This window comes from Flavobacterium chungbukense (assembly GCF_020805785.1).
In the GTDB taxonomy this organism is placed as follows: Bacteria; Bacteroidota; Bacteroidia; order Flavobacteriales; family Flavobacteriaceae; genus Flavobacterium; species Flavobacterium chungbukense.
Window position 1 is genome coordinate 653,811 of record NZ_JAJGZV010000001.1, and the last position, 25,924, is coordinate 679,734.

The window sequence follows — 25,924 nt, forward strand, 5'->3', positions numbered from 1 at the left end:
AAATTATCTAATTGACTAATTCTCTCATTTTAGAATGGGAATATTAAAAGTAATCCTAGTGCCTTCGCCTGGAATCGAATTGATGAAAACGCGGCCGTTGATGTACTGGATACGCTCTTTCATGAATAGAAGTCCCATGCCAGATTCGCTGTTGCGTTTTTTGTCGACAGAATTTATGTCAAAACCTTTTCCGTTGTCGTCTACAATGATGCTCAAAAGTGTTTCGCTATGAGAAAGCCCAACAATTATATGTGAAGATTCGGCGTATTTTATGGCATTATTTATGGCTTCTTGAGTAAGACGGTAAATATTGATTTCTATTAAAGAATCTAAACGTTGGGCAAAGTCGGTTTTATTGTAAAACAGGATTTCTTTTCCGGTTAGTTTTGAAAGTTCTTGAGTTAGTTTTGCCAAGGACGAAACGATTCCGTGATCACTTAATTCTGGTGGCATTAAGTTGAAAGTTGCGGTACGAACCCCTTTGATAATATCTAGAGAAAGTTTTTTTAAATATTCAATTTTTTGTTCTGATTTTTCTCGATCATCCAGATTGATGCTTTCTAGACTGAACTTTAAACCAGTAAGCATTTGCCCGATTCCGTCATGGATTTCTTTGGCAATTCGGTTTTGCTCGTTTTCCTGATTTTCAACAATTTTGCTGGAAATAATCTTTTGCTGATTGATTTTTTCCGTTGTGTTTTCGAGATTTAAGCGTTCTACTTCGCGCTGGGCTCTTTTTCTTTCGGTTATATTAAAACAAACGATTAAAAGTTCGAGTTCGTCTTTTTTGATCATTACCGGAACCATCGAAAGATCTAGCCAGATTTCATGATTTTCTTTAGACAAAATTTTCATTTCGCCCTGCCAGCCACTGCGCTGCTTTTCGAAAATCAAACGATCAAAATTGATTTGTTCTTTTTCGTCTGTAGTTAGAACTTCAGAGAATTTTTTGTTAGATGAAAACTTGGTGTAATTTAAAAGTTTAGCAAATTTTTCTCCAATATGAATGATGGAACCGTCAGGCGCAATTCGGCAATAGAGTAAAGTATTTTCCATTGCATAATTGAGCGATTTTAATTCTTTTACGGAGTTTTCTTTAATTTCACTGATGATTTCAGTGTCGTATGCTAATTTTAAAGCTTTCTTTTCAGACGATAAAAGTTTAGCAATTAATTTCTCGATTTTCTTATTGGTTGGTTTGAAAATAAAGAAGAATTCTAAAAGCAGCACTAAAAGAGTAAAACCAAAAATCCAATATTCGATTCGGCGTTGTTCTGTTACTTTTTCGTGTGCTTCAAGATCGTATTGCGTTACAATCTGATTCATTTTAGAAAGGAAAATACCTTCGTTTTCTAAAATTATCTGAACTAGTTTTTGATTTTCAGATGATTGCTTTTTCTGTTTTAAATTTAGAAGAAAAGAATCGGTTGTTTGCGCTATTTTATTAAAAATCGGATTGATTTCTAAATAGAGTTTATTCAGCGTTTCGCTTTTTTCTTTTGGAAAAGCTAGGCTATCACTGCCGTTTTCTAATGCATTTTGGTTTTTTTTCCAAAGTTGTAAAATCTCTTTTAAATGTGAAGTTTTTTTGGCTGTAGCCGAATCAGAAACGTAATGTAAAATGAGTACTTCTTTTACAATTTTCTGGCTCAGCATTCTTTGTTTACCAGAAAAATTAATGATTTTAGAATCACTTAACTGCTGATTCAGATTGTATTGTACTAAAAATTGACTAATAATTATGGTTAAGGCAATAGTAAGAAGCGCAAAAAAATACAGACGGCGTAAATTTTTGAAAGTGATTTTTTCTGCAGCTTCCTGATTGCTTTTTTTCATTCGACGATAATATTTGTCTTTCTGTAGGAAAATGGAATTCGCTTTAGGCTCATTTCATATTCTTTTACAATCCTAAAGAAGCTTTTATTAGGTTTAAATTTTCTTCAGAATAATTGATTTTTAGCGCTTCTTGATGTCCTTTGTCAGACATTTTATCCCAAGTTTTTTTGATAATGTTTTTCAGTTTTTCTTCGTCATGTTTTTGAACGAAAGGCTCTAAATAATATTCAAGGAAAACAAGACAAATAACGTCTTCTAAAAGTTGTGTTTCGTGGTCTTTTTTAAGTAATTTTTTCTCAATTAAGAAAGAAACGCGGTCTATAAAATTCTGATCGTAACCGGCTTTATCCAAAATTTCGGCTGTAGTTTTTGCGTGGAATTTTTTGAGTTCTTCTCTCCATTTTAAATAACCTACACGATCCATCGGATACGATTCGCGTGCAACTTTCCATCTGCAAATATGTTGTGCTTTTGAGGCAATCTGTATTTCTTCGGATGCATTGGGTTCAAATTGCATCAGTCTTTCGTACATCCTGTTGGAATACAATAATTCTTTTGGATATTCTTTGTCTTGATCGGTTTCGATGTTTGGATCCTGTGCATTTTCAGCATCAATCCATTCGCTTGCTTTTTGAAAAGGTGTAGTCATTTTTTGGTTTGATAATAGAATTTCAAAGATACGGAATTAAGTAGAAAAGTCGAAAGTCGTAAATGAGATAAAAGAAGCAAGAAGCAAGATGATTAAAGTTTTTTAAATCTTGCTTCTTGTTTCTTGCCTCTTAAAATTCTAATCTATAAATCCAACAAATACTTCGTCCTCAACTACTTTAATCGGATAAGTCGCAATTTTAAAATCGTCTCCGTTTAGGTTAGAACCGTCTACAAGAGAAAAAGTTTTTTTATGCATCGGACAAGCAATTTTCGGAATATCGTCTGTTGATCCTGTCATTCCTCTTGAAAGTACCATTTCCATTTTGTGCGGACAAGCATTTTGGCAAGCGTACCATTCGTTGCGACGAGTAAAATTAAAAATAGCAATCTGCTTATTTTTGTATTTAATGCAGCCACCGCGATTGGTTGGAAAATCTTCTACTTTACCTGCTTTGAACCAAATTGTTGCATCGCTAGCATGAACCGTTTCGTATTGATTTAAGATTTCTTCCATTTTGATTTTGTTTTGATTTCCTGTTTCTTAGCCCTCTTTTTACAATCATGAGAGTTATGATGGCGCAGTAAAAAAGAGGGTAAGAAGGACAGCAAACGTTTATTGATTTTTTTTTCTTTTTTTGGAGCTTTTGGTGTTTTGCCGCGAAGTCGCAAAGGCGCAAAGTTTTTTCTTTAAGTTTTTATAATTTGACTTCGTGACTTTGAGTCTTTGTGGCAAGATATTTTTTTAAGTCCAAGCTTTTGGCATTTTTTGATCTCTTAACGGAACAAAAACTGCATTCTCATCTTTTTCGTCTGAGTTTATAAAGTGATTGAAACGTTTTAATAATCTTGGTTTTTCTAATACTTGTTTCCATTCGCACTCGAAAGTGTTTACCAAAGTCTGCATTTCGGCTTCAAGTGTTTCGCAAATTCCCAAACTATCTTCAATAATTACTTGCTTTAAGTAGTCTAAACCTCCGTCTAGCTTTTCTAACCAAGTAGAAGTTCTGATCAGGGGGCCAGCAGTGCGGATGTAATACATTAAGAATCGGTCCATATATTTGATAACAGTTTCTTTATCAATTTTTTCGGCTAATAAAACAGCGTGTTTTGGATTTGCACCGCCATTTCCTGCGATGTATAAATTCCATCCGCCTTCAACGGCAATTAGTCCAAAATCTTTTCCACGAGCTTCGGCACATTCGCGAATGCAGGCCGAAACACCGCCTTTTAGTTTATGAGGAGAACGGATTCCTTTGTATCTGTTTTCGAGTTCGATGGCAAATCCTGCACTGTCGTCCATTCCGTAACGGCACCAAGCATTTCCAACACAGCTTTTTACGGCACGAAGTGATTTTCCGTATGCATGACCGCTTTCAAAACCATTATCAATTAAGATTTTCCATATTTTTGGCAAATCGCTTAAATGTGCTCCAAATAAATCGACTCTTTGAGCTCCAGTGATTTTAGTGTATAAATCAAATTGCTTAGCAACTTCACCAATTACGATTAATTTTTCGGCTGTAATTTCGCCTCCCGCAACTCTTGGAACTACAGAATAAGTTCCGTTTCGTTGAATGTTGGCCAAAAATCTGTCATTTGTATCTTGAGTTGTAACATGTTTGTTTGCTGTGTCATTGTAAATACTAGAGAAAATAGAAGCTACAACTGGTTTACAAACTTCGCAACCATCTCCTTTTCCATGATGATCTAAAACATCATAAAAGTTTTCATATTTATTGATTTTTACCAAATCAAATAGTTCCTGACGTGTGTAGCTAAAATGCTCACAGATTACTTCTTTTACTTCTTTTCCTAAAGATTTTTGAGCTGCTTTTACCAAATCTGAAACCATTGGTTTACAGCCTCCACAACCTGAAGTTGCTTTAGTTTCTTTAACAACATCCGAAAAAGTGGCACAAGATTCGTCTAAGATTTTACAGCAAATAGCACCTTTCGTTACGTTTTCGCAAGAACAAATTACGGCGGTGTCTGGCAAATCCATTACACTTCCCATAGAAGAGCCTTCAGAACCGTCACGAGAACCTAAAATTAAATCTTCAGGATTTTTTGGCAATGCCATTCCGTTATTGTAAATCTGAAAGAGTGAATTGTAATCGCTAGAATCTCCAACTAAAATTCCGCCTAAAAGTGTTTTAGAATCTTTTGTTACATTTATTCTTTTGTATATTCCGCTTAATTTATTCTCATAAACAATAGCGGTAACATGTTCATTTTCTATAAAAGGATCACCAAAACTTGCCACTTCAACGCCAATTAACTTTAGTTGAGTCGACATATCGATGGTTTCTCTCATGGTTTTATCACCTTTTAAAATCTGCTCAGCGGCAACATCGGCCATTTCGTAACCTGGAGCAACAAGTCCGTAAATGTTTTGATTATAAAGTGCCGCCTCGCCAATTGCAAAAATCGAAGAATCTGAAGTCTGCATTTTATTATTTACGACAATTCCGCCTCTAACGCCAACTTCAAGTCCTGAAACTCTTGCCAGTTCATCACGAGGTTTAATTCCGGCAGAAATAACCAACATGTCGACTTTTAGCAATTCGTCATTAGCAAACATCATTCCTGTTATACTTTCTTTTCCGTCAATATATTGAGTTGCTTTGTTAAGATGAATTCCGATATTTAATTCTTCAATTTTAGATTGCAGCATATCGCTTGCGCCTTGATCCAATTGTCTTGGCATCAAACGCGGAGCAAATTCAACAACATGCGGATTCAGGCCTAAATCTCTAACTGCTTTTGCTGCTTCAAGACCAAGCAAACCACCACCTAAAACAGCAGCTTCTGTAGCGCCTTTTTGTTTTATTTTTCTAGCATAAGCCATTATAGCATCCAGATCTTCGATAGTTCTGTATACAAAAACACCTTCTTTTTCTACACCTTCAATTGGTGGAACAAAAGCAGAAGAACCCGTTGCTAAAACTAAGTAGTCGTACGTATGTGTTTTGCCTAAGTGCGTGTGAATTGTTTTTACATCACGATTAATATCTGTAATTAATTCAGATGTGTTTAGAATAATATTGTTTTGTAAGTACCATTCTGTTGTTGACAATGATAAATCATCTGCCGTTTTTCCTCCAAAATATTCACTTAAGTGAACACGGTCATAAGCTCGCCTTGATTCTTCACCAAAAACGGTAATCTGATACTTTTCTTGTCCTGATTTTGCAACGAATTTTTCGCAAAATTTATAACCAACCATGCCGTTTCCAACTACTATTACTCTAATCATGATTTCTTTAATTAAGTATTACTACGCAAATATAAGTATTTATACTTATTTAAATACGTAAAATATTTATTTTTTATCTAGAGGTTAGTTTTGAATAACTAAGTATTTTATGAAATCGTATACGTAGTAAGGGTTTTTGACAAAGTTGATGATTTGATAATTTATAAATTTGAAAAGATTCTAAATAAGCTTTTCAAAAAAATGTCGTAAATTCATAGGAATTTTATGGTTGTTTTTCTTCAGAAGAACTTTTTTAAACGGAAATCCTATGAAAAGAATACTTTTAATATTGTTGTCATCCATTTTGATGATAAGCTGTAAAACGGCAACAAGCAAAGAATCACAAGCGAAAGCATCTTCAGGAAATTCTCAAGAAGATTTGAATTTTTATTTTAAAGCAACTGGAAACGAACCGTTTTGGGGAATTAAAATAGGAAATGACCAAATTGTTTTTACGTCTTTAATTATAGGAAAAGAAAGCATTGCATTTCCGTCTGTTGAGCCTATTCGTGCAATGGACGCGAATGTGAGAATGTATAAAGTAAGTAACGAAACAACATCGGCTACTATAACTCTCCAGCAATTGGATTGCCAAGACTCAATGTCTGGCGCGATTTCTCCGTACAGTGTTAAGGTTGAGATTAAAAACAATTCGGAATTAGAAGCTAAAAAGTTAAGCGGATGCGGAAAGTTTATTACAGACTATCGTCTTCATGATATTTGGGTATTGGAAGAATTAAATGGTTACAAAGTTTTTGCAACTGATTTTCAGAAAGAATTTCCAAGACTTGAAATTAATTCGACAGAAAATAGATTTTCAGGATTTGGTGGCTGTAATTCAATTACGGGACAGATTTTTTATGAGAAAGATGTTTTGCGTTTTACCAAAGTAGTTTCGACTTTAATGGCCTGTCCAACCGGAAATAAAGAAGGAGATTTTTTAAAAGCACTTCAAAGCACAACCAGTTATTCTATTGAAAATAACAGATTAACACTTTCGAATCCTTCTGGCAAATTGATTGTTTTTAAGAAGGTAGATTAATTACTATTTGTTTTTACCGAATTTTTGTCATTTCGACGAAGGAGAAATCTTCGTAAGTAGCTCCGTAAAGAAAAGCCAATCTTTGAGGAGCTTCTCGTGGAGATTTCTCCTTCGTCGAAATGAGAATATTGTGTTGAATTCCTTATTTTAATTTATTACACAATTATTCCAACAATTCCTTAGGTTGTTCATCTTCTGGCTCTTCTTCAATAAAATCCAATTCTAAAGCTTTGACTGTTTGCACGGCATTTCCAGCAATACCACGAATTGAGCCGTACATTCCTAAAGTGTTGTGAACTACTTTTTCAATCTGTTTTTCGCGCTGTTTCCAGATTCTTTGCATCGCTCTTTTTTCTGATTCTAGATCGCTTTGCATTTGTGTAAAACCTTCTACTATTCCTTCTACTTGTAAGCGGAATTCATTGCTCGTTAAAAAATCATACAGCATCGACATTTTATCGCCTTTGTTTTCCTGTGCTTGAACGGCTTGACTTACCTGAATTAAAGATTGACGCAAGACAGCACTTAAGCCTTTAAATTCCTCATAAGTACAAATCCAAATTCCATCTCGCATTCCCATTCTTTCCATTCCAGAAGGCATAACTTCGGTTACTAAAACGCCGATATTTGCTCTTTTGGTTCTAATATCATTTTTGAATTTTTCTATCCAAGATGGTTGAAAGGCTTTAGTTCTTTTACTTTCATAATAAATTGAACCACAATTTTGCACTTCGCGTGTATTTACTATCTGAAGACAGTCGGCTCCGTTGGCCCCTTTTTTAATTTCATCAATGCTGTCTAGCGGAAAATTGTTTGCAAGCCATTCTTCAATTGCTAATTCCATTACTTCGCCTTGCAGTTGCATTGAGCCTTGTTCCTGCTTGCGTTTCATTTCTTCGGTCAGCTTCTTTTGTTCTTCAAGCTGTTTTTGAAGTTCTTTGAATTTCAGTTCGTTTTTATCGTCTTCTTGCTTTCTGATTTTTTCACGTTCCAAAGCCAATTGTGTATTTAATTGCTTTTCAGCTTCAGCTTGAATGGCATCTTTCATTTCCAGTTTTTCGCGCTGTAATTTGGCAATTTCACCTTCCATTTTATTTAATTCCCTGATTTTTTCAGATTTTTCAGAAAGCTCTTTTTCCATCAAAAGCAAACGATCTTTATTTTCTTCTTCTAATTTGGCTTTTAGTTTTTCAGAAATTTCTTTTTCAGCCGTTTTTTTCTCACGCTCCAAACGCTCGGCAAAAAGTTCATTTTCCTGTTTTTTCTTCGCCTCAAAGTCGGCTTTAGCTTTTTCGAATTGTTCGTTTTTAAGTTCTAATTCTTTATTTTGAATGGTAGCTTTTTGTTGAAATTCTTTTCGTATGCTATCCTCCAATTGATGTTTTAAAACATCATTGACATCGATAGGGGTTCCGCAGTTAGGACACTGAATTGAAGATTGCTCAGCCATTTTGTATTGATTTTATTTGTAGAATTATAGTTTGCTAAGATATTTAAAAGTTATCTTTATATGATGTGGATTTCTGTACTAAATTGTAACGATTTTTTGTTATGGCCACGAAGGTGCTAAGACGCAAAGTTTTTTTCTTTTTCTACGTTATCCATATCGTATGTCATTTCGACGAAGGAGAAATCTCCACGCAAAGATTTGCTTCGCCTGTTCGCTATCGCTCGGGTCTCCTTCGTCAAAATGATAAAAATCAGAAAAAAATCCTCTTAATCTTTTTAATCTGTAGCAAAAAAACTTTGCGTCTTAGCGTATTTGTGGCAATAAAAACTCAACAGCCGCTTTTGTAATTTCAGAATCGTCTTCTTTTGACGTAATAATAGAAACATCAGTAAAAAGATTTACTTTTTTCAGTTCAATAAAACCGATGTCCGAATCCTGATTGTTTTTTGCAATATTAGAAGGAACGATTGAAATTCCCAATCCATTTTTGACTAATTGTACAATTGAGTTGATGTTATTCGCTTCGTGAATAATTTTTGGTGTGAAGCCATAAAAAGCACAAAGCTCCAATAAGACTTCATGATAATGCGGTGCATAATCTTTGTTGAAGAAAACAAATGTTTCGTCTTTTAGCTTTAAAATCTCATTTTCAGATTTAATCTGGAAGAAATTTTTACTGTAAGCCAAAGAAAATCCATCTTTAAACCACAAATGAGATTTTATTTTTGGGGAATGTATAGGTGATCTGATAATTCCCATTTCAATTTTACCTTTTTCTAAAGCATCGATCTGTTTGCTTGTGGAAACTTCAAAAAGCTTGAAATTCACATAAGGAAATTGAGTTTTTAAATGTTTTATTAAATCTGAAATAATAGAAGAATAAATTGAACTGATATATGCAATTCTAAATTCGCCCGAAACGTTCTCTGCGATCTTTTTTGTTTTCACGCTAATATGTTCCAAATTTTCCAAAAGTGCGATTACTTCTTTTTTAAAGTATTTTCCAGCTTCGGTCAATTCTACTTTTTTATTATTTCTAATAAAAAGCTTTGCGTGAAGTTCTTCTTCTAATTCTGCTATTTGTCGGCTCAATGGAGGCTGAGAAATATATAATTTTTCTGAAGCTTTTGTAAAGTTCAGTTCTTCGGCTACAGCCAAAAAATATTTTAAATGACGTAATTCCATGATACTTTTAAAGTATTGTTGATTGATAAAAATAGTATTTTTAAAGTATTTATGAAAGGTATAGTTTTGGTTTTAAGTTAAATGTTAGAAGTGAAACGTAAAAGTGAAAGAGCTGGAGCGAATAACTCATAGCAAAAAACTTATAACTTTTTAAAATAAATAAGCCTCTCACAGGTAGAGCAGATGTAGCATATTATTAGTTTTAGATAAATCATCTTAACCAAAATATTCCAATCATATAATAGCAAAAAGATTCGCTCAATCTGCTCAATCTTTGGGAGTTTAAAAACAGAAAGCTATGAAAAAATCAACTATTACAGAAATTAAAGAACGGTTTGATAATGATGTCGAACGATTTTCAAATCTAGAAACAGGACAAGTTGCTACAATTGATGCCACGATTTCTTTAGAATTAATTACCGAAGCTTCCAAACGTATAGTTCCAAATGCAAAAAGTGTATTAGATGTTGGCTGTGGCGCTGGAAATTATACTTTAATGATGTTGTCTAAAATGCCAAACTTGAATTGTACTTTGGTCGACTTGAGTTTACCAATGTTGGATCGCGCTTTTGAAAGGGTTTCTGGAGTTACAAACGGAAAAGTGGAAATCAAACAAGGTGATATTCGGGAAGTAGATTTACAGGAAAACAGTTTTGATATTATTTTGGCTGGTGCAGTTTTGCATCATTTGCGAGACGATCAGGATTGGGAAACAACTTTTGCTAAATTATTTAAATTATTAAAACAAGGTGGCTGTTTGATGATTTCAGACTTAATTACACAAGACACGGATTTATTAAATGAATATACTTGGCAGCGTTACGGTGATTATTTGGAGGGAATCGGAGGGGAGCAATACCGTCAGAAGGTTTTGGATTACATAGAAAAAGAAGATTCTCCGAGATCTATGAATTATCAATTGGATTTAATGAAAAAAGTGGGTTTTTCTAAAGTCGAAATTTTACATAAAAATATGTGCTTCGGAGCTTTTGGCGGAATTAAGTAAAGTTTTTTATAGCCAAGAATTCACGAATTAGTTTTAAAATCCATATACAGGGATTTAAGATTAATTCGTGAATTCGTGGCGGAAAACGTTTATAAAATCTGTGCAGTTTTGTAAACTTGAATTGGGCTTGAAACCAGTGTTTCGGTTTTTTTAATAAATTCCTGAAGATAAGACTGGCTGTTGTGTAAATCTAAACCAGGCTGATCTTTCCACTCTTCCCAAAGAATAAAAATATTTTCAGAAGTATGCAAATCATAACGAATACAAGCAGCTTCTTTTCTAGTTTCATTTACTAGATGTGTCAGTAGATTTTGAACTTCGATTAAGTTCTCAGGTTTACTTTTTAAAATTGCGGTAATTGAAATCATGATTGTAAGTTTTTAAAAGTTTCTTCTAAGTGCTTCGTGTAATTCTCTTTAAAGATAATGATATTTTCTGGTGTTGCGCCTTTTTCAACATCATGGAAATGAAATCCGTTTACGCGTTCCATCCCAGTAAATTTATTCATTTTATGAAAACCAAACATTACGCCTTCATCAACAGAAGTTTCGTCGAAGAATTCGCCAGGAAGTGTAAATGCAGTTGCCGGTGCATTCCAGCTTGTGGTTAGCATGTATTTACGTCCGTGAAGAAGTCCACCTGTTCCGTAATTAACATCTGGATTTACACGGCTTCTTCCGTCACTTTTGTAAATTCCATTGTTGTGTCCTTGAGTAAAAACATCATCGATGTATTTTTTAAAAAGATTCGGAATCTGAAACCACCAAATAGGTGTGTGATAGATGATTAAATCTGCCCAAACGAATTTTTCTACTTCTTTCTGAAGATCAATTTCGCTTTCGATATGCGTTGTTTTGATTTCGTAATCATTGTTTTTAGAAAGAAATTCAACAGTCCATTCCTGAACGGTTTGATTGAATTTTCCTCCTGAATGAGCAAATTTTTGCCCGCCGTTTATTATAAAAATCTTTTTCATTTTTACTGTCGTTTCTTATGAAAATGGATACGTGAGGGATAGAGGCGGTATCTCCCGATTTAGAAAAACAAGGCTTTTTAGCCGTAGTTTTTGTTAATCGGGAATTTAGCCGAAAGCCCGACCCGGAGGGACACGCCCAAATTCTAATTATTTAAAATTTTGAGATTTTTTTAAACACATAGAAACATAGGTTTTTCTTTCTTTGAAAAGAGAATGGAAAGAAACTAGTTTCTAACACATAGTAAAGTTTGTCATTTCGAGGAACGAGAAATCACACTCGTTGCTCGCCAAAGATTGGCGACTTAGTTTGCGGAGTTTCTAGTGTGATTTCTCGTTCCTCGAAATGACAAATTACGTTGACTATGTTTGTTAATGTAAGTGAAACGCCTTTATAGACAAGGCAAAACTATGTTTCTATATGTTTAAAAGAGAATTATTTTATTTTAGCAATTGCCTGATTGATAAACTCTAGTTCTGAAGCTGAAAGATCGAAATCCATTGTTTTGGCATTTGAAATGGCTTGGTCTGCATTTCTAGCTCCTGCTAAAACTATTGAAATTCCTTTTTGTAAAGTTGTCCAGCGTAAAACCAATTGTGAAATTGAAATGTGTTTTGAATGTGCTAATGAACTCAATTCTTCGATTAAGGTTTTTACTTGCTGCAAATCAAACTTTCCAAAATAGCCATTTCTATGGTCGTTTTCTTTTAGCTTGCTATCGGTAAAATATTTTCCAGTCAATAAACCTCTTTCCATCGGACTGTAAGCGATGATTCCAATATTTTCTGCTACGGTGAATGGGATTAAATCAGTTTCAATTGTACGGTTCAGCATGCTGTATGCTACTTGGTTTGAAGCAACCTGAACCGTTTTTTGTGCTTCTTGAATTTGTGAAATGTTGTAATTGCTTACTCCAAATGCTCTAATTTTTCCTTGTTGAATTAGTGTTTCAACAGCTTCCATTGTTTCAGAAATTGGTGTTGTAATGTCTGGCCAGTGAATTTGCAGTAAATCGATATAATCGGTTTGAAGGCGTTTTAAGCTTTCTTCAACTTCTTTAATTACGTTTGCTTTTGATGAATATTTGTAAATTGGAACTTTTTTACCATTGTCATCAGCGTCGAAAAAGAAATCACCTTTTCCGTTATTGCTTCCGTCCCAAACCAAACCAAATTTAGTAAGCAATTGAACTTTAGAACGATCTTGGCTTTTAATGGCTTCTCCAATCATTTCTTCGCTTAAACCAAAGCCATAAAATGGAGCAGTATCGATTGTAGTAACACCATGATCTATTGAAGCGTGAATAGAGTCGATTGAATCTTTCTTTTCAGTTCCGCCCCACATAGTTCCTCCAATAGCAAATGCTCCGTAAGTAATGGTTGATAATTCTAGTTCTGAATTGCCTAATTTTCTATATTCCATGATTATGATTTTTTCTGTTAAAATTTGATTAGGCAAAATTATACTGTTTTTATGATTATTATTTGGTATATATTTGTCTTTTTTAGGTATATTTGCATCTTCAAAAAAAATAGAATTATGAAAAAAGAAAACTTATACGAACCTTTCACAGTTTCTTTCGAAACGCTGAATGAATATCCAGATGTTGGAGATCGTCATAATTTTTTTGAATTGGTTTATATTTTGGAAGGAACAGGAAGACAGTGTATTAATAAAAATATATTTGAATATGATCCTGGACATTTGTTCCTGTTAACGCCAGAAGATTGTCATAATTTTACCATTGAAACTCAGACTAAATTTTTCTTTTTGAGGTTTAATGATATTTATTTGAAGAATTCTAGTTTACAGAATGAAAACATTCAGCGATTGGAATATATTCTGCAAAATGCCAATCATCAGCCGGGCTGTATTTTGAAAAATGATCCTGACAAATGTTTGGTAAAAGTGATGATTGAAGCTATTTGTCGAGAACACCAAGATAAAGATGTTTACAATCAGGAATTGATTCAGCAATTGGTAAATACACTTATTATTATTGTGGCAAGAAATATTGCAAAATACCTTCCAGAACAGATAACTATAAATACTGAAGCTAAAGCAATGGATATTTTACAATATATTCAAAACAATATTTATTATCCGGAAAAGATTAAAGCAGAATCGATTAGTGATTATTTTGGGATTTCGAATACCTATTTAGGACGTTATTTTAAGAAACATGCTAGTGAGACGATGCAACAGTATATCAGTAATTATAAAACTAAACTGATTGAACACCGTTTGCAATTCAGCGATAAGCGTATCAATGAAATTGCTTATGAATTTGGATTTACGGATGAAAGCCATTTTAATAAGTTCTTTAGAAAACAAAAAGGGTATAGTCCGTCTGAGTTTAGAAAGACGATTCGATTGAGTGCTTAAAAACACGGATTTGCTTCGCCTGTTCGCTATCGCTCGGGTCACTAATTGGCACGAATTTTTTTACCACAGATTTCACGGATTAAAGGATTTTTTAATCTGTGGTAATTTGTGAAATTTGTGTTTTTAAATAATCTTCTTAATTACACGAAGTTTATGCGTGTGCTTATTTAATTCAGGATTATAAATTCCAGTGTGGTCTAAACGATCAATGCGAACTTTTCCACTTGCGTGAATGATGTAGTTATTGTCCATTATGATTCCGACATGGGTAATATTTCCTTCGTCATTATCAAAAAAAGCTAAGTCACCCGGCTCACATTCTTCAATAAAACTTAAAGGATCTCCTTCAAGAGCTTGCTGAGAAGCGTCACGATGAATTTTGTAACCGTTTAATTTGTAAACCATTTGAGTAAAACCGGAACAGTCAATACCAAAAGGTGTTTTTCCTCCCCACAAATAAGGCGCATTTAAATACATAAAAGCTGTTTTAATCAATGCGCTTTTAGGTTTTATGCCGCTGGTTTTTGTTCCTTCAAAATCAAAATTTGAAATATTGATTTCGTTATTGTTTAAAAAAGATAAAGAAGCTCCAAGCGGAATAGGAAGTAATAAATTATCTGGTGCAGTAATGTAATCTATTAAATCAGCATTTAAAATAATAGCTTCTTTGCTCAGCTGATTAAATTGCTGTTCAGAAATTAACTGATATTGTTTAGAGTCAACCCAGCCAATATAGTCGTCAAATTGAATTCTGATTTTAGCCCATTGATTTTGGCGTTCTAAAATTTCGATATGTTCGCCAAACAAAAGTTGTGTAACGATTTCACTTCTGTCACTTGGTTCAGACCGAACAGGTACTATGGCTAAATTGCAAATTCCGAACATTTAAGGAAATTTATTAGTTAAAATTAAGAGCTGTATAATTTTACAGCTCCTAATTTTTTATGATATTATTTAAGCTCTTTCAATCACAATTGCAGATGCGCCACCGCCACCGTTGCAAATTGCAGCAGCTCCAGTTTTTGCATTGTTTTGTTCTAAGACATTGATTAAAGTTACAATAATTCTAGCTCCTGAACAACCTAGTGGATGTCCTAATGAAACAGCTCCACCATTAACGTTAACTTTATTGTTGTCAAGATTTAAGATTTTTGAATTGGCTAATCCAACTACAGAAAAAGCTTCGTTGAATTCGAAATAATCTACATCTGAAATTGAAATTCCAGCTTTGGCTAAAGCTTTTGGAAGTGCTTTTGCAGGACTTGTTGTAAACCATTTTGGTTCTTGTGCTGCATCTGCGTAGCCTTTGATGTAAGCAAGAGGTTTTAGACCTAATGCATTTGCTTTTTCTTCAGACATTAAAATTAAAGCGGCAGCTCCATCATTAATTGTTGAGGCATTTGCTGCAGTAACAGTTCCGTCTTTGGTAAAAACGGCACCTAATGATGGAATTTTATCTAATTTAACATTAGTATATTCTTCGTCTTTTGAAAATATAATTGGTTCGCCGCGTCTTTGTGGTACTTCTACAGGAACGACCTCATTATCAAATTTTCCGGCATCCCATGCTTTTGCGCTTCTTTCGTAAGACTGAATTGCGAAAGCATCCTGTTCTTCACGGCTGATGTTATATTCAGTTGCACATAAATCAGCGCAAACTCCCATTGCGTTGTTATCATAAGCATCTGTTAAACCATCTTTTTGCATTCCGTCCAATAGGGTTGCTGGACCAAATTTGTTTCCGGCACGCATTTGAACGTAATGCGGAATCAAACTCATGCTTTCCATTCCTCCAGCTACAACAACTTCGGCGTCACCGCATGCAATTGCTTGAGCTGCAAACATAACCGCTTTCATGCCAGAGGCGCAAACTTTATTTACTGTTGTAGCAGCAACTTCTTCAGACAAACCAGCAAAAAGTGCTGCCTGGCGAGCTGGAGCTTGTCCAACACCTGCCTGAATTACATTCCCCATGAAAACTTCATCAACTAATTTTGGGTCTAGGTTAATTTTTTGAAGGGCTCCCTTTATAGCGGCAGCGCCTAATTTTGGTGCAGGTACGGTAGATAACCCTCCCATGAAACTTCCGATAGGTGTTCTAACGGCAGAAACGATAACAACTCTTTTGTTCATGTTCTGTTTAATATTAGTTAATAAAGCAAATTTACAGTTTATTTGAATAATTTCAAATTTTGTATCAAATAGGGGTTGTTTTAAAATTAAGATGAAATTTTTGTTAATTCTATTCGTTTGATTGTGAAGTGGTTTTGAAAAAAGATGAAAAAAAACTAAAAAAACTCAAAAAAAAGCTTGTGAGAAAAGGAATGTTGTTATACATTTGCACTCGCAAAACGGAAGCAATTCCTTGAGCAAGGAGAGGTGCCAGAGCGGTAATGGAGCAGATTGCTAATCTGTCGACGGGTAACCGTCGCCAGGGTTCGAGTCCCTGTCTCTCCGCTTAATTTGCCTTCGGGGTGTAGCGTAGCCCGGTTATCGCGCCTGCTTTGGGAGCAGGAGGCCGCAGGTTCGAATCCTGCCACCCCGACAAACTTTACCATAAGTTTAAAAAGAAATGGTTCCATAGCTCAGCTGGATAGAGCAACGCACTTCTAATGCGTAGGTCGAAGGTTCGAATCCTTCTGGGATCACTTGAGGAGACAACTACTTTGTAGTTGTCTCTTTTTTTATGTCTATAAATGTTTGTTTGTCAGGCTTTTACCGTCTAGTGTTTTACGGTTCGATTTTTTTCATGGGGAATCCCTAGTCTGTTTTGAAATAACAGTCTAAAAGCAGATTATTCGTGATTTAACAGGGACTAAGGGTGGTTCGAAGTCTCATTAAGGATATGATATTTTTTTCTCTTTTGGTTTGTCGTAATTTTTTGATACTAAATAAAGTAATTCCAAAATAATTTTAGCTTCCTTCTCATCTACCTGAATGCCGTTCTTGAAAAGAATAATAACGGCTTTTTCTACTGAAATATTCTTTTCAATGAAATTCATTTTTTTTAGTTTTTCGGTTATTTTTTTTTGATAAAATTTTTGAAAATGCTTGATTTAAATCTAAAGAAAGAGCCCCTGTTTTAAAATCAATATCAGTCGGTGGAATAAGATTTACAAGATGTCTTTTATCTGAGGTTTCAAATTCAGAAAATCTTTCAAAGATTTTCACTAAAGCATTATCTTCCATTTGATTTTTTTTATCAATAGCTTTTAATTTAGCTGTAATATCATTTGCTTCCTTTTTAAGATTTTGGGTGCTGATTTGATTCTCTTTTTTTAATTCATTATAGTCATCAATTTTCAATATTCCGGTTATAAATAATTTTCTGCCTTGAGAAAGGATTAACTTCTCCTCATTTATTTTTCTCTCTAATCCTTTTTGAGCGTATAGATAACTTGCTTTCTGTGTCTTTATATTCTGGTCTTCCAAAATATTCTTAAATAATTCAATTGTATTATTTGAGAGTATAAACTGTTGAAGTTTCTTTTGATAACAATTATTAAGGAAAATTGCATCTATTCTTGTTTTGCAGCCATCACGGCAATGATAATATGGGTATTTTTTTGATCTTCCTTTTGAAATACTTCCGACAAGTTTTCGATTACAAATAGGACATGTTAGAAAACCTCTAAGGAAAAATAATGATTGTAAATCATCTCTTTTAGCAGTAGTTTTTCTTTTTGTATTAATAACGGATTGAACCTGATAAAACAACGACTCAGATATCAATGGCTCGTGTAATCCTTTTATCATTTGCTTTTCACTAGAATTTAGTTTGACTGGTACAAGCCCACAATAAACTGGATTATGCAAAATCCTGAAAAAGTGTGATCTTGAACATAGTAATCCTTTATCATTAGCTATCTTCCTGATTTCGGATATTTTATGATCGTTCTGTGCAACATGATAAAAAGCCCATTTTATAATTTCGGCTTCAGGCTCTTTAGGAGCGATAGCTTTTTTGCCATTCATTAATGTTAAATTGATAAATCCTAATGGAGCTTTACCAAGATATCTCCCCGTTAACTTAGCTCGTTGCATGCCATTTGCCGTGTTTTGAGCTCTCCGGGTATTTTCTGCTTCTGGGACTGCTAAATATACAGCCAGCATAACTGTACTTTCTGGAACAGAGAAATCAATTGGCTGGTCAATAGCCTTTGCTGTTGTTTTATATTTCCGAAGCTTTCCAATCATTTCGTAAGCATATTCAATATTACGGCTGAATCGATCCCATTTGATAAATAGTATATTTTTATTTTGTCCTGATGATTTCTTTTTAATTTCTGAAAATAATTGGTTCCATTCTGGTCTGTTGAAATTCTTAGCAGAGAAATCTTCTCGATAAATTCCTTTCACTTCGATATTGTAAAATTTGCAATACTTCAATAATCTTTCCTCTTGTTCGGGCAGTGAGTAGCCTTTTCTTTTTTGTTCGTCAGTACTTACTCTGACATATAAATAAGCAGTTTCCATATAAAAAATATAATGATTGCCTTTTAGTATAAAATATACGTAGATATCACAATTGCTTAGATCAATATACTAAAACGGGATTTTATATAATTCTTAATAGTGTATTAGATTGTTATGTGAGTTTTGATGGCTTATGAACGCAATATTTTGATGAGAATTATAGAGTTGTAAATTTACTCATTAAGTTTCTTAGCTGATAGTTTTACAGATTAGATTTTAAATTCCTGTGTTATATTTTTTTATTAAAACGAAAAAGCTTCTAAAATCTAAAAAGGAGTATAAATACGTGTTGTTTATAAATTTGAAAATGATTTATTTGTTACGGTTTTCCGTAATGAAAATCTGAAATTATTAATGTTATTTGTTGCTAATAAAATATATCGACACAACAAATAATTTAAAACAATATAAAAATGAATTTACCACTCCTAATAATTATTATAGTCTTACTGATCATTAATATTTTTTTGATAATATATAAGAAACCCAATCAAAATAAAGACTTGAAAGATGAATTAGCAAAATATGTTTTAGAATTTGGTAAAATTGATCAGCTTATTCGTTCTGAATTTTCAACTAACCGAGATGAAGCACAGAAAAATTCTAGAGAAACTAGGGAAGAGTTGGCAAACTCATTTAAAATATTCGGTGAAACTTTAACAAAAAACATTACAGATCTCTCTACTCTACAGAAGGATCAGTTTGGAAACTTCTCAGAACAGCTTCAAGCTTTAACAAAAAATAACGAAGATAGAATCGAAAAACTGATTTTATCAAATGAGAAAAAACAGACTGAATTTACGGAACAATTTTTAAAGTCTTCAAAAACAACAAAAGAAGAATTAGTAGCGTCATTAAAAACCAATGAAGAAAAAACAGATAAACTTCTTCTGTTATTTGACCAAAAAACCAAAGAACTAAACGATCAACTTAATACTTCAGCAAAGGAAAATAGAGATGAACAGGTAAAATCACTGAAGTCTTTCGAGGAACAATTCACACAAAACGTAAAAGGTTTTAATGAACTACAAAAGCAGAAGTTTGATGAGTTAATTCTAAAACAGGAACAGTTAAAATCAGAAACAGAATTGAAGTTAGAAAAGATAAGAGAAACTGTTGAGCAAAAACTTCAAATACTTCAAGAGGAGAATGGAAAAAAACTTGAAGAAATGCGTAATACTGTTGATGAAAAATTACAAGCCACAGTTGAAAAAAGATTTGATGCATCATTTAAAATTATCAGTGACAGGTTAGAATTAGTACACAAAGGTTTAGGGGAAATGCAGACACTCGCAGTTGGTGTGGGAGACCTTAAAAAAGTGCTCACCAATGTGAAGACAAGGGGGAATTTTGGTGAGATTCAGTTGGGAGCGATATTGGAACAGATTTTATCACCAGAGCAATTTGAATATAACAGAATTGTGAAGAATGGCACTCAAGAAAGAGTTGAATATGTTGTTAAACTACCTGGACAAAATGAGGACAACACACCTTTATATTTACCGATTGATTCAAAATTTCCAAATGAAGACTATCAAAGGTTATTAGAAGCTTATGATAATGTTGGGGCAATTGAAGCAAAAGATCTTGAAGCAATAAACAGACAGTTCGAAAATGCCATCAGAAAGAACGCTAAAGATATAAGCGATAAATATATTAATCCGCCAGTTACAACTGATTTTGCTATCATGTTTGTTCCGACAGAAGGGCTGTACGCAGAAGTGCTAAGACGAACCGGTTTATTTGAAAGACTGCAGAGAGAATTTAAAATTATTGTTGTTGGTCCCACTAATTTAGTTGCTTTTTTAAGCAGTTTGAATATGGGTTTCAGAACATTAGCCATTCAAAAAAGATCTAGCGAAGTCTGGCAGATCTTAGGGGCAGTAAAAACTGAATTTGGAAAATTTGGAACCATGCTCGATAAGACTAAAAAGAAATTACAGGAAGCAACAAATACAATAGATTCAGCAGGAACCAGATCTAGAGCTATAGAAAGACATTTGAGAAAAGTAGAATTACTGCCGCAGAACGAAGCAGTTGAATTAATTGGGGATGCCCTAAAATTGGATATTGAAGATATTTTAGAAGAAGCGAAAGATAATTCAATTGATGAAAGTGAATAGTTTTATAATGGAGTTAAATCTTTAGGATAAAAAACAGATTTAGGACTTTCGATTTATCTTCTGAAGCATAACTGCTTGACTTAGCTGCATTAATATTTTCAACGATAATAAATAATATTGAACTAAAATGAAAATTAAAACTCTTGAAATTAAAAATTTTAGATTATTAAAAAACATAACTCTCTCTTTGGAAGACCACACCACGGTGATTGTTGGACGAAATAACTCAGGTAAAACCTCTTTGACTGAAATTTTTCGCAGGCTGATCGGAGATAAGAATCCAACATTTTCAATTTATGATTTCAGTCTCTCTGCAATGGAGGGATTTATAAAGGCATTACATTATAAACTGAAAGGTAGAGATGATAATGAAATAAGGGCAGAAATTCCATATATTGAAATTAGAATTACTATTGAATATCCTGTAGAACTTGAGGATTTGGGGATACTGGGAGATTTTATTATTGATTTGGATCCTGGCAGTAATATTGTCATCATAGCCGTTAAATACGCTCTTAAAAATGGTAAAATTGAATCTCTTTTTGAAGGTGTAGAAGACATGGATGAAGAAAGCCTAAAGAATTTTACGAAGTCACTCAAGGAAAGAATTCCAAGTCTTTTTGAAACTCATATAACAGCTGTTGATCCAATAGACCCTGAAAACATTGCTCCTATCGAGTATTCCAAGTTCAGAGCAGTACTGGGCGCGAGCTTTATAAATGCACAGAGAGGTCTTGATGATGTCACGCATTCTGAAAAAGATGTATTGGGAAAAGTATTGGCACAGCTTTTTAAAACGTCACAATCAACTGCGGCTCCTGATGATATGAAAAATAACTCAGCGGAGTTAAAGGTTATTGTTGACGACATTCAAAATAAGGTGGATACGGACTTTAACACGCAATTAAATAAGCTGTTGCCTGCACTTGGGCTGTTTGGTTATCCAGGGCTTTCTGATCCTAACTTGAGTACTGAGACAACAATAGACATCTCTAATATTTTAGAAAGTCATACAAAAATTCGATATGGGCAGGGAAATAATCTTTTTCTGCCGGAAACATATAATGGTTTGGGGTCTAGAAATTTAATTTATATTTTGTTTCAGCTATTTGAATTTTTTCGAAGATATCAAAGCAGGCAGATTTCGAATAGTTTGGACATTATCTTTATCGAAGAGCCCGAAGCGCATCTGCATCCGCAGATGCAGCAGATTTTTATTAGAAAACTGTATGAGATAGCAAATGAGTTTGCAAAGACTTTAAACGATGGGAAGCCTTGGCCGGTCCAATTTGTTGTCACAACGCATTCTACTCATATGGCCAACGAAGCTGAATTCGAAGCAATTAGATATTTTTTAACTTCAAGCGGAGCGGAAAGACAGACGATAGTAAAAGATTTAAGAAAGGAATTTAGGACTGATGATCTTAAGGAAGATAAAGAATTTTTGCATAAATATTTGACTCTCACCAAATGTGACTTATATTTTGCAGACAAAGCTATTCTTTTTGAAGGTCCGGCAGAAAGGTTAATGATGCCTCTGCTTATAGCTAAAAGAGATGAGTTGAATTTAGATAAGCCACAGCTTGGTTTGCAATATGTGACAACTATTGAGGTAGGCGGAGCTTTTGCACATCACTTTTATAAATTTTTAGATTTTCTTGAACTGCAATGTTTGGTTATCACAGATTTAGATTCAGTGCTGATGACAAAGGGAGAGAAAATTACCTATCCAGGTTCATTTGTCAAAAATGGTTCCCACACTTCGAATGCGGGAATAAAAAATTGGTTTGCTAAAGGTACAGAGGGATATTATCTGCTAGAAGATTGTCTTGCTCAAACAGGAGACACTAAAGTTTCCGGGTCAAGAAGAATTGCTTTCCAAATTGCTGAGGAAGGAAAGAAAGCTATTGGAAGAAGCTTTGAGGAAGCGTTTATTTTGGCAAATAGAGAACATTTTGGAATTTCGGAAATTGACGAAAATGATGTTGAAGCCAACGCAGAAATGTTTGCTCCCGAAAATAAGAAGAAAACAGAATTTGCTTTAAAATATTCCCTGGAACATACTACATGGAATGCGCCAAAATATATTCTTGAGGGTCTTGACTGGCTAGCGGTTAAGCCTGCCGGGCCAGAAGTAATTCCTGCTGAAAATGTTAATGAACCAATAGGATAAGATTATGCCAGAAAATTTAGAAATAAGTCCTGCTGAAAATGCGTCTGTTGAATGTTTAGCCAGAGTTTTTAAGTCTATTGATGAAAAAAAGCATTTTCTCGTTGAAGCAGGTGCAGGTGCAGGGAAAACCTATACGTTAATTAAAGCTTTAAAGCATCTTATAAGTAAATATGATGCTGAGTTTTTAAAAACTAGCCGAAAAATTGCCTGTATCACGTATACAAACGTCGCAAAAGACGAAATTCGTTCCAGAACGGACAATCATCCTATTGTTTTAGCAGACACAATACATGCTTTTGCATGGGAAGCCATTAAAAATTTTCAAAATGGACTTCGTGACAGGATGGTAGAGTTGGGTGATAAGTGGCAGGAAAGAATCGCAGAGGCAGGAGGTATTAAATCACAAAGAGTCATTTATAGTTTAGGATATCCGAAAATAACAGCTGAAGAAATTTTTTTGCATCACAATGATGTCATAAAGCTTTTTACTTCTCTTTTGTATGATAATAAGTTTAAAAAGATATTTACAAGCAGATACCCGATAATTCTGATTGATGAATATCAAGATACAAATAAAGGCTTAGCGGATGCATTAGTCAATAATTTTATTGAAGAAAAATCGAACATAATTTTAGGTTTTTTTGGGGACCACTGGCAGAAAATTTATGGAACGGAGTCATGCGGTTTTATTGAGACAACGGATGGAAAAATGGAAATTATCGGCAAACAGGCGAATTTTCGTTCAGATAAAAATATTGTCTCAGTTTTAAATAAAATGAGGCCCGAACTTAAGCAGTTTGAGTACGATCCTGAATCTGAGGGTGAAATAATTGTTTTTCATAGTAACAACTGGAAAGGGGAACGAAGAGAAGGGGCGCATTGGAGCGGTGACCTTCCAGAAAATGTGGCACACGAATATTTAGAATGGACTAAGCATGAATTAAATAAAGGAAATTGGAATATTAGTTCAGAAAATACAAAGATTCTAATGCTTACAAATAATGTACTGGCGTCCGAACAAGGCTATCAGAATGTTGCAAATGCATTTACTGATAACGATGATTATCTTAAAAAGAATAACGATTATATGGCCTTCCTTATTGATACCGTAGAAATAGGCTCTGAAGCATTCCTAAATAAAAAGTACGGAGAAATGATTCAGGCATTTAATGCGGGAACACCGAAGATCCGAAAACATGCAGATAAAAAGGTTTGGTTTGAAGATATGACCAAACTTCATGCGCTCTGTCAAGTCGGAACTATTGGGGAGGTATTAGATTTATTAAAAGTGACAAATAAACCAAAATTACCAAAGAAAATTGAAGAGAAAGAACAGCGTTTTAAACAAATTACAGCTGTTGAGGAAAAAGATTGGGAAGAAGAGGATAAGAGTTTTGTTTCAAAAATTAAATCGATCAGATCAATTCCGTACTCTGAAATTGCAAATGTATCAAGCTACATTGATGATAAAACGTTGTATTCGACTAAACACGGTGTCAAAGGTGCTGAATTTGAAAATGTAATTATAGTTTTAGGCAGAGGATGGAACCAGTATAATTGGAATCAATTTTTAGAATGGATGAATAATGGAATTCCTGCGGGTAGGGAGGATTCATTTGAAAGAAACAGAAATCTATTTTATGTCGCCTGCTCAAGGCCCCAAAAGAGGCTGTGTCTGCTTTTTACTCAAGAGCTTTCCGAAAATGCATTTCAAAGCCTGGATAAGTTATTTGGAAATGTTGTTAAGGAAGCATGCAACTAAAAAAGTAGTAGACAAGAATTGTTCTTAGTTGGTTGATATTCAGATGAATAATTAGAATTGAATATTATTTTATAACGATAAATTAACCTTAAAAAAATAAAAAAATGGCCTACACTGCTTGTTACACCTGTTTTGATGGTGATACTGATATGAATTGCTATAATTTAATGAAAGCATGGCATAAAAATGGAAAATTCAATTTTACATTCGACAATGTTCATGATTTAGAACAGGTGCGCGATACCAGTGCTGAAGAGACAATTAAGCGCAGCTTACGAAGACGGTTAAACGCAAGTGATGTTTTTGTTGTTCTAATTGGGAAAAGTACCAAATACCTTTACAAATTTGTACGATGGGAAATTGAAGTTGCAATGGAAATGAATTTGCCAATAATTGCAATAAATTTAGATGGTAGGAGAACAATAAATAATGATTTATGTCCTCCGATTTTAAGAGATGCCTTAGCAGTTCATGTTCCATTCAGCCCGGATATAGTAAATTATGCAATTACTAACTGGCCGTATTCCCATAGAGATTACAAATCCCAGCGTATTTCAGGCAGTTATCGTTATAATGACTCAGTTTACTCACAGCTTGGATATTAATTATGAATTATTATTTAAAATCACTTCGAACTAAATCTTATTGGATTTACGCACTTTTGAGTATTGATTCAATGACAACTTTTATTGCTGTAGTGGGCGGCGCTTGGTCATTAGTTGATATCTTAAGCTCTTGGCATTTTGTCAATAAAGAAAAATTACCATTTTGGTTTTTGATATGTCTTTTTTTATCAGGGTTATTAGTTGTTATTTTTACAAGAAGACCGGTAAAAAAAATAAAATATAAATATCCGGGACAAGATCTTACTATAGAAGTATGTATAGATGATTTGTTTACTGTGAATGGACAGAAAGTCATTAGTACAAATACTACATTTGATACAGATATTGCAAGCGGAATTATCTCAGAAAAAAGTCTTCAGGGACAATTTACAAATAAATACTACCCTGGAGATGTTCCTAAATTGGATAAAGAAATTGGAGATGGTTTAGCGGGGTATTCATTTACGGAGATACAGAAAGAGGCGGGTAAGACAAAACGGTATGATTTTGGAACCACTGTTAAATTAAGGCTTGCTGATCAGTTTTTTTATTGGTTTGCCATGTCTGATTTGAATTATAACAATAATGCTAAAACAACTCTAAAAAATGTTCATCTGGCATTAGAGGGTCTTTGGGAATTTATAGAGACTAAAGGTGAAAAACAGGATATTGTAATTCCCTTGATTGGTTCAGGACTTGGAAGACTTTCAATAGGACGTAAAAAATTGATAGCGATTATTGCACAATCATTTCTAAATGCATCCGAAGAAAATATTTTTTCAAATAAGTTGATAATTGTAATTCATCCTGGGGATGTTGATAAAGCAAATTTAAATTTATTTGAAGTTAAAGATTTACTTAATCATTATTTACCATAGTAAAATTTTATTCTTCTGTTAGTTGGATGGATATTTCAAACAAAGGCCATTGACCTAGAAAGGGAAAAAAATGTCTTAACTTTTATTCTAGTTTTTGTTTACATATTCACTTTTATTAATAT

The 25,924-nt window shown here is 33.8% G+C and carries 21 protein-coding genes and 3 tRNA genes; 11 read left to right on the top strand and 13 right to left on the bottom strand.

The features are described 5' to 3' along the window. Window positions 1-24: 24 nt before the first annotated feature. From LL966_RS02795 to nirB, 4 genes are all read right to left on the bottom strand, one after another. Window positions 25-1,836, bottom strand: coding sequence for a PAS domain-containing sensor histidine kinase (locus tag LL966_RS02795; RefSeq protein WP_229349984.1), 1,812 nt, complete (start codon window positions 1,834-1,836; stop codon window positions 25-27). Between the two features lie 64 nt (window positions 1,837-1,900). Continuing rightward, a complete protein-coding gene (locus LL966_RS02800; protein WP_229349986.1) occupies window positions 1,901-2,485 on the bottom strand; it encodes a DUF4202 domain-containing protein in 585 nt (194 codons plus the stop codon). A 138-nt stretch (window positions 2,486-2,623) separates the two neighbouring features. Continuing rightward, on the bottom strand, window positions 2,624-3,001 hold the full coding sequence (gene nirD / locus LL966_RS02805) for a nitrite reductase small subunit NirD (protein ID WP_229349988.1): 378 nt from the start codon (window positions 2,999-3,001) through the stop codon (window positions 2,624-2,626). A 228-nt stretch (window positions 3,002-3,229) separates the two neighbouring features. After that, window positions 3,230-5,743, bottom strand: coding sequence for a nitrite reductase large subunit NirB (gene nirB / locus LL966_RS02810; RefSeq protein WP_229349990.1), 2,514 nt, complete (start codon window positions 5,741-5,743; stop codon window positions 3,230-3,232). A gap of 268 nt (window positions 5,744-6,011) precedes the next feature. Between nirB and LL966_RS02815 the strand changes: the two genes are divergently transcribed. Further along, the gene (locus LL966_RS02815) at window positions 6,012-6,785 is read left to right on the top strand and encodes an META domain-containing protein (RefSeq protein WP_229349992.1); all 774 of its coding nucleotides are present in this window, start codon (window positions 6,012-6,014) and stop codon (window positions 6,783-6,785) included. Window positions 6,786-6,948: 163 nt separating this feature from the next. Here LL966_RS02815 and LL966_RS02820 read toward each other — a convergent pair whose 3' ends face one another. Beyond that, on the bottom strand, window positions 6,949-8,235 hold the full coding sequence (locus tag LL966_RS02820; protein ID WP_229349994.1) for a DUF2130 domain-containing protein: 1,287 nt from the start codon (window positions 8,233-8,235) through the stop codon (window positions 6,949-6,951). Between the two features lie 303 nt (window positions 8,236-8,538). Next, on the bottom strand, window positions 8,539-9,420 hold the full coding sequence (locus tag LL966_RS02825) for a LysR family transcriptional regulator (protein WP_229349997.1): 882 nt from the start codon (window positions 9,418-9,420) through the stop codon (window positions 8,539-8,541). Between the two features lie 298 nt (window positions 9,421-9,718). Between LL966_RS02825 and LL966_RS02830 the strand changes: the two genes are divergently transcribed. Next, window positions 9,719-10,426 (top strand): class I SAM-dependent methyltransferase, encoded by a 708-nt coding sequence (locus LL966_RS02830; protein WP_229349999.1) that lies wholly within the window; start codon window positions 9,719-9,721, stop codon window positions 10,424-10,426. A gap of 89 nt (window positions 10,427-10,515) precedes the next feature. On the opposite strand, the gene LL966_RS02835 is transcribed toward LL966_RS02830, so the two are convergent. From LL966_RS02835 to LL966_RS02845, 3 genes are all read right to left on the bottom strand, one after another. Continuing rightward, entirely contained in the window at window positions 10,516-10,794 is a 279-nt protein-coding gene (locus tag LL966_RS02835) for a putative quinol monooxygenase (protein WP_229350000.1), read from the bottom strand. After that, the gene (locus LL966_RS02840) at window positions 10,791-11,402 is read right to left on the bottom strand and encodes an NAD(P)H-dependent oxidoreductase (protein ID WP_229350002.1); all 612 of its coding nucleotides are present in this window, start codon (window positions 11,400-11,402) and stop codon (window positions 10,791-10,793) included. The genes LL966_RS02835 and LL966_RS02840 overlap by 4 nt, the downstream gene beginning before the upstream one ends. 433 nt (window positions 11,403-11,835) lie before the next feature. Then, complete coding sequence (locus tag LL966_RS02845; RefSeq protein ID WP_229350004.1) at window positions 11,836-12,822, bottom strand: aldo/keto reductase; 987 nt, start codon at window positions 12,820-12,822, stop codon at window positions 11,836-11,838. A 117-nt stretch (window positions 12,823-12,939) separates the two neighbouring features. Between LL966_RS02845 and LL966_RS02850 the strand changes: the two genes are divergently transcribed. Continuing rightward, entirely contained in the window at window positions 12,940-13,785 is an 846-nt protein-coding gene (locus LL966_RS02850; protein WP_229350006.1) for an AraC family transcriptional regulator, read from the top strand. Between the two features lie 123 nt (window positions 13,786-13,908). Here the strand turns inward: LL966_RS02850 and LL966_RS02855 are convergent, their stop codons facing one another. Then, complete coding sequence (locus LL966_RS02855; RefSeq protein ID WP_229350008.1) at window positions 13,909-14,670, bottom strand: C40 family peptidase; 762 nt, start codon at window positions 14,668-14,670, stop codon at window positions 13,909-13,911. A 69-nt stretch (window positions 14,671-14,739) separates the two neighbouring features. Further along, complete coding sequence (locus LL966_RS02860) at window positions 14,740-15,918, bottom strand: acetyl-CoA C-acyltransferase (RefSeq protein ID WP_229350010.1); 1,179 nt, start codon at window positions 15,916-15,918, stop codon at window positions 14,740-14,742. A gap of 240 nt (window positions 15,919-16,158) precedes the next feature. Here LL966_RS02860 and LL966_RS02865 point away from each other — a divergent pair. The 3 genes from LL966_RS02865 to LL966_RS02875 all read left to right on the top strand — a co-directional run bounded on the left by LL966_RS02865 (window position 16,159) and on the right by LL966_RS02875 (window position 16,433). Further along, a tRNA-Ser gene (locus LL966_RS02865) sits at window positions 16,159-16,242 on the top strand. 13 nt (window positions 16,243-16,255) lie between these two features. Continuing rightward, window positions 16,256-16,330 (top strand) — tRNA-Pro (locus LL966_RS02870). Window positions 16,331-16,359: 29 nt separating this feature from the next. Beyond that, window positions 16,360-16,433 (top strand) — tRNA-Arg (locus LL966_RS02875). A gap of 189 nt (window positions 16,434-16,622) precedes the next feature. Here the strand turns inward: LL966_RS02875 and LL966_RS02880 are convergent. Next, a complete protein-coding gene (locus LL966_RS02880) occupies window positions 16,623-16,787 on the bottom strand; it encodes a PTS sugar transporter subunit IIBC (protein WP_229350012.1) in 165 nt (54 codons plus the stop codon). Continuing rightward, window positions 16,774-18,261, bottom strand: a complete 1,488-nt coding sequence (locus LL966_RS02885; protein WP_229350014.1) for a recombinase family protein — start codon at window positions 18,259-18,261, stop codon at window positions 16,774-16,776. The genes LL966_RS02880 and LL966_RS02885 overlap by 14 nt, the downstream gene beginning before the upstream one ends. Before the next feature lie 413 nt (window positions 18,262-18,674). Between LL966_RS02885 and LL966_RS02890 the strand changes: the two genes are divergently transcribed. The 5 genes from LL966_RS02890 to LL966_RS02910 all read left to right on the top strand — a co-directional run bounded on the left by LL966_RS02890 (window position 18,675) and on the right by LL966_RS02910 (window position 25,802). Continuing rightward, window positions 18,675-20,384 (top strand): DNA recombination protein RmuC, encoded by a 1,710-nt coding sequence (locus LL966_RS02890; RefSeq protein WP_229350016.1) that lies wholly within the window; start codon window positions 18,675-18,677, stop codon window positions 20,382-20,384. A gap of 127 nt (window positions 20,385-20,511) precedes the next feature. After that, window positions 20,512-22,557, top strand: coding sequence for an ATP-dependent nuclease (locus LL966_RS02895; protein ID WP_229350018.1), 2,046 nt, complete (start codon window positions 20,512-20,514; stop codon window positions 22,555-22,557). Window positions 22,558-22,561: 4 nt separating this feature from the next. Further along, complete coding sequence (locus LL966_RS02900; protein ID WP_229350020.1) at window positions 22,562-24,319, top strand: UvrD-helicase domain-containing protein; 1,758 nt, start codon at window positions 22,562-22,564, stop codon at window positions 24,317-24,319. Window positions 24,320-24,423: 104 nt separating this feature from the next. Next, window positions 24,424-24,924 (top strand): TIR domain-containing protein, encoded by a 501-nt coding sequence (locus LL966_RS02905; protein WP_229350022.1) that lies wholly within the window; start codon window positions 24,424-24,426, stop codon window positions 24,922-24,924. Window positions 24,925-24,926: 2 nt separating this feature from the next. Continuing rightward, on the top strand, window positions 24,927-25,802 hold the full coding sequence (locus LL966_RS02910) for a macro domain-containing protein (protein WP_229350024.1): 876 nt from the start codon (window positions 24,927-24,929) through the stop codon (window positions 25,800-25,802). Window positions 25,803-25,924: the final 122 nt, after the last annotated feature.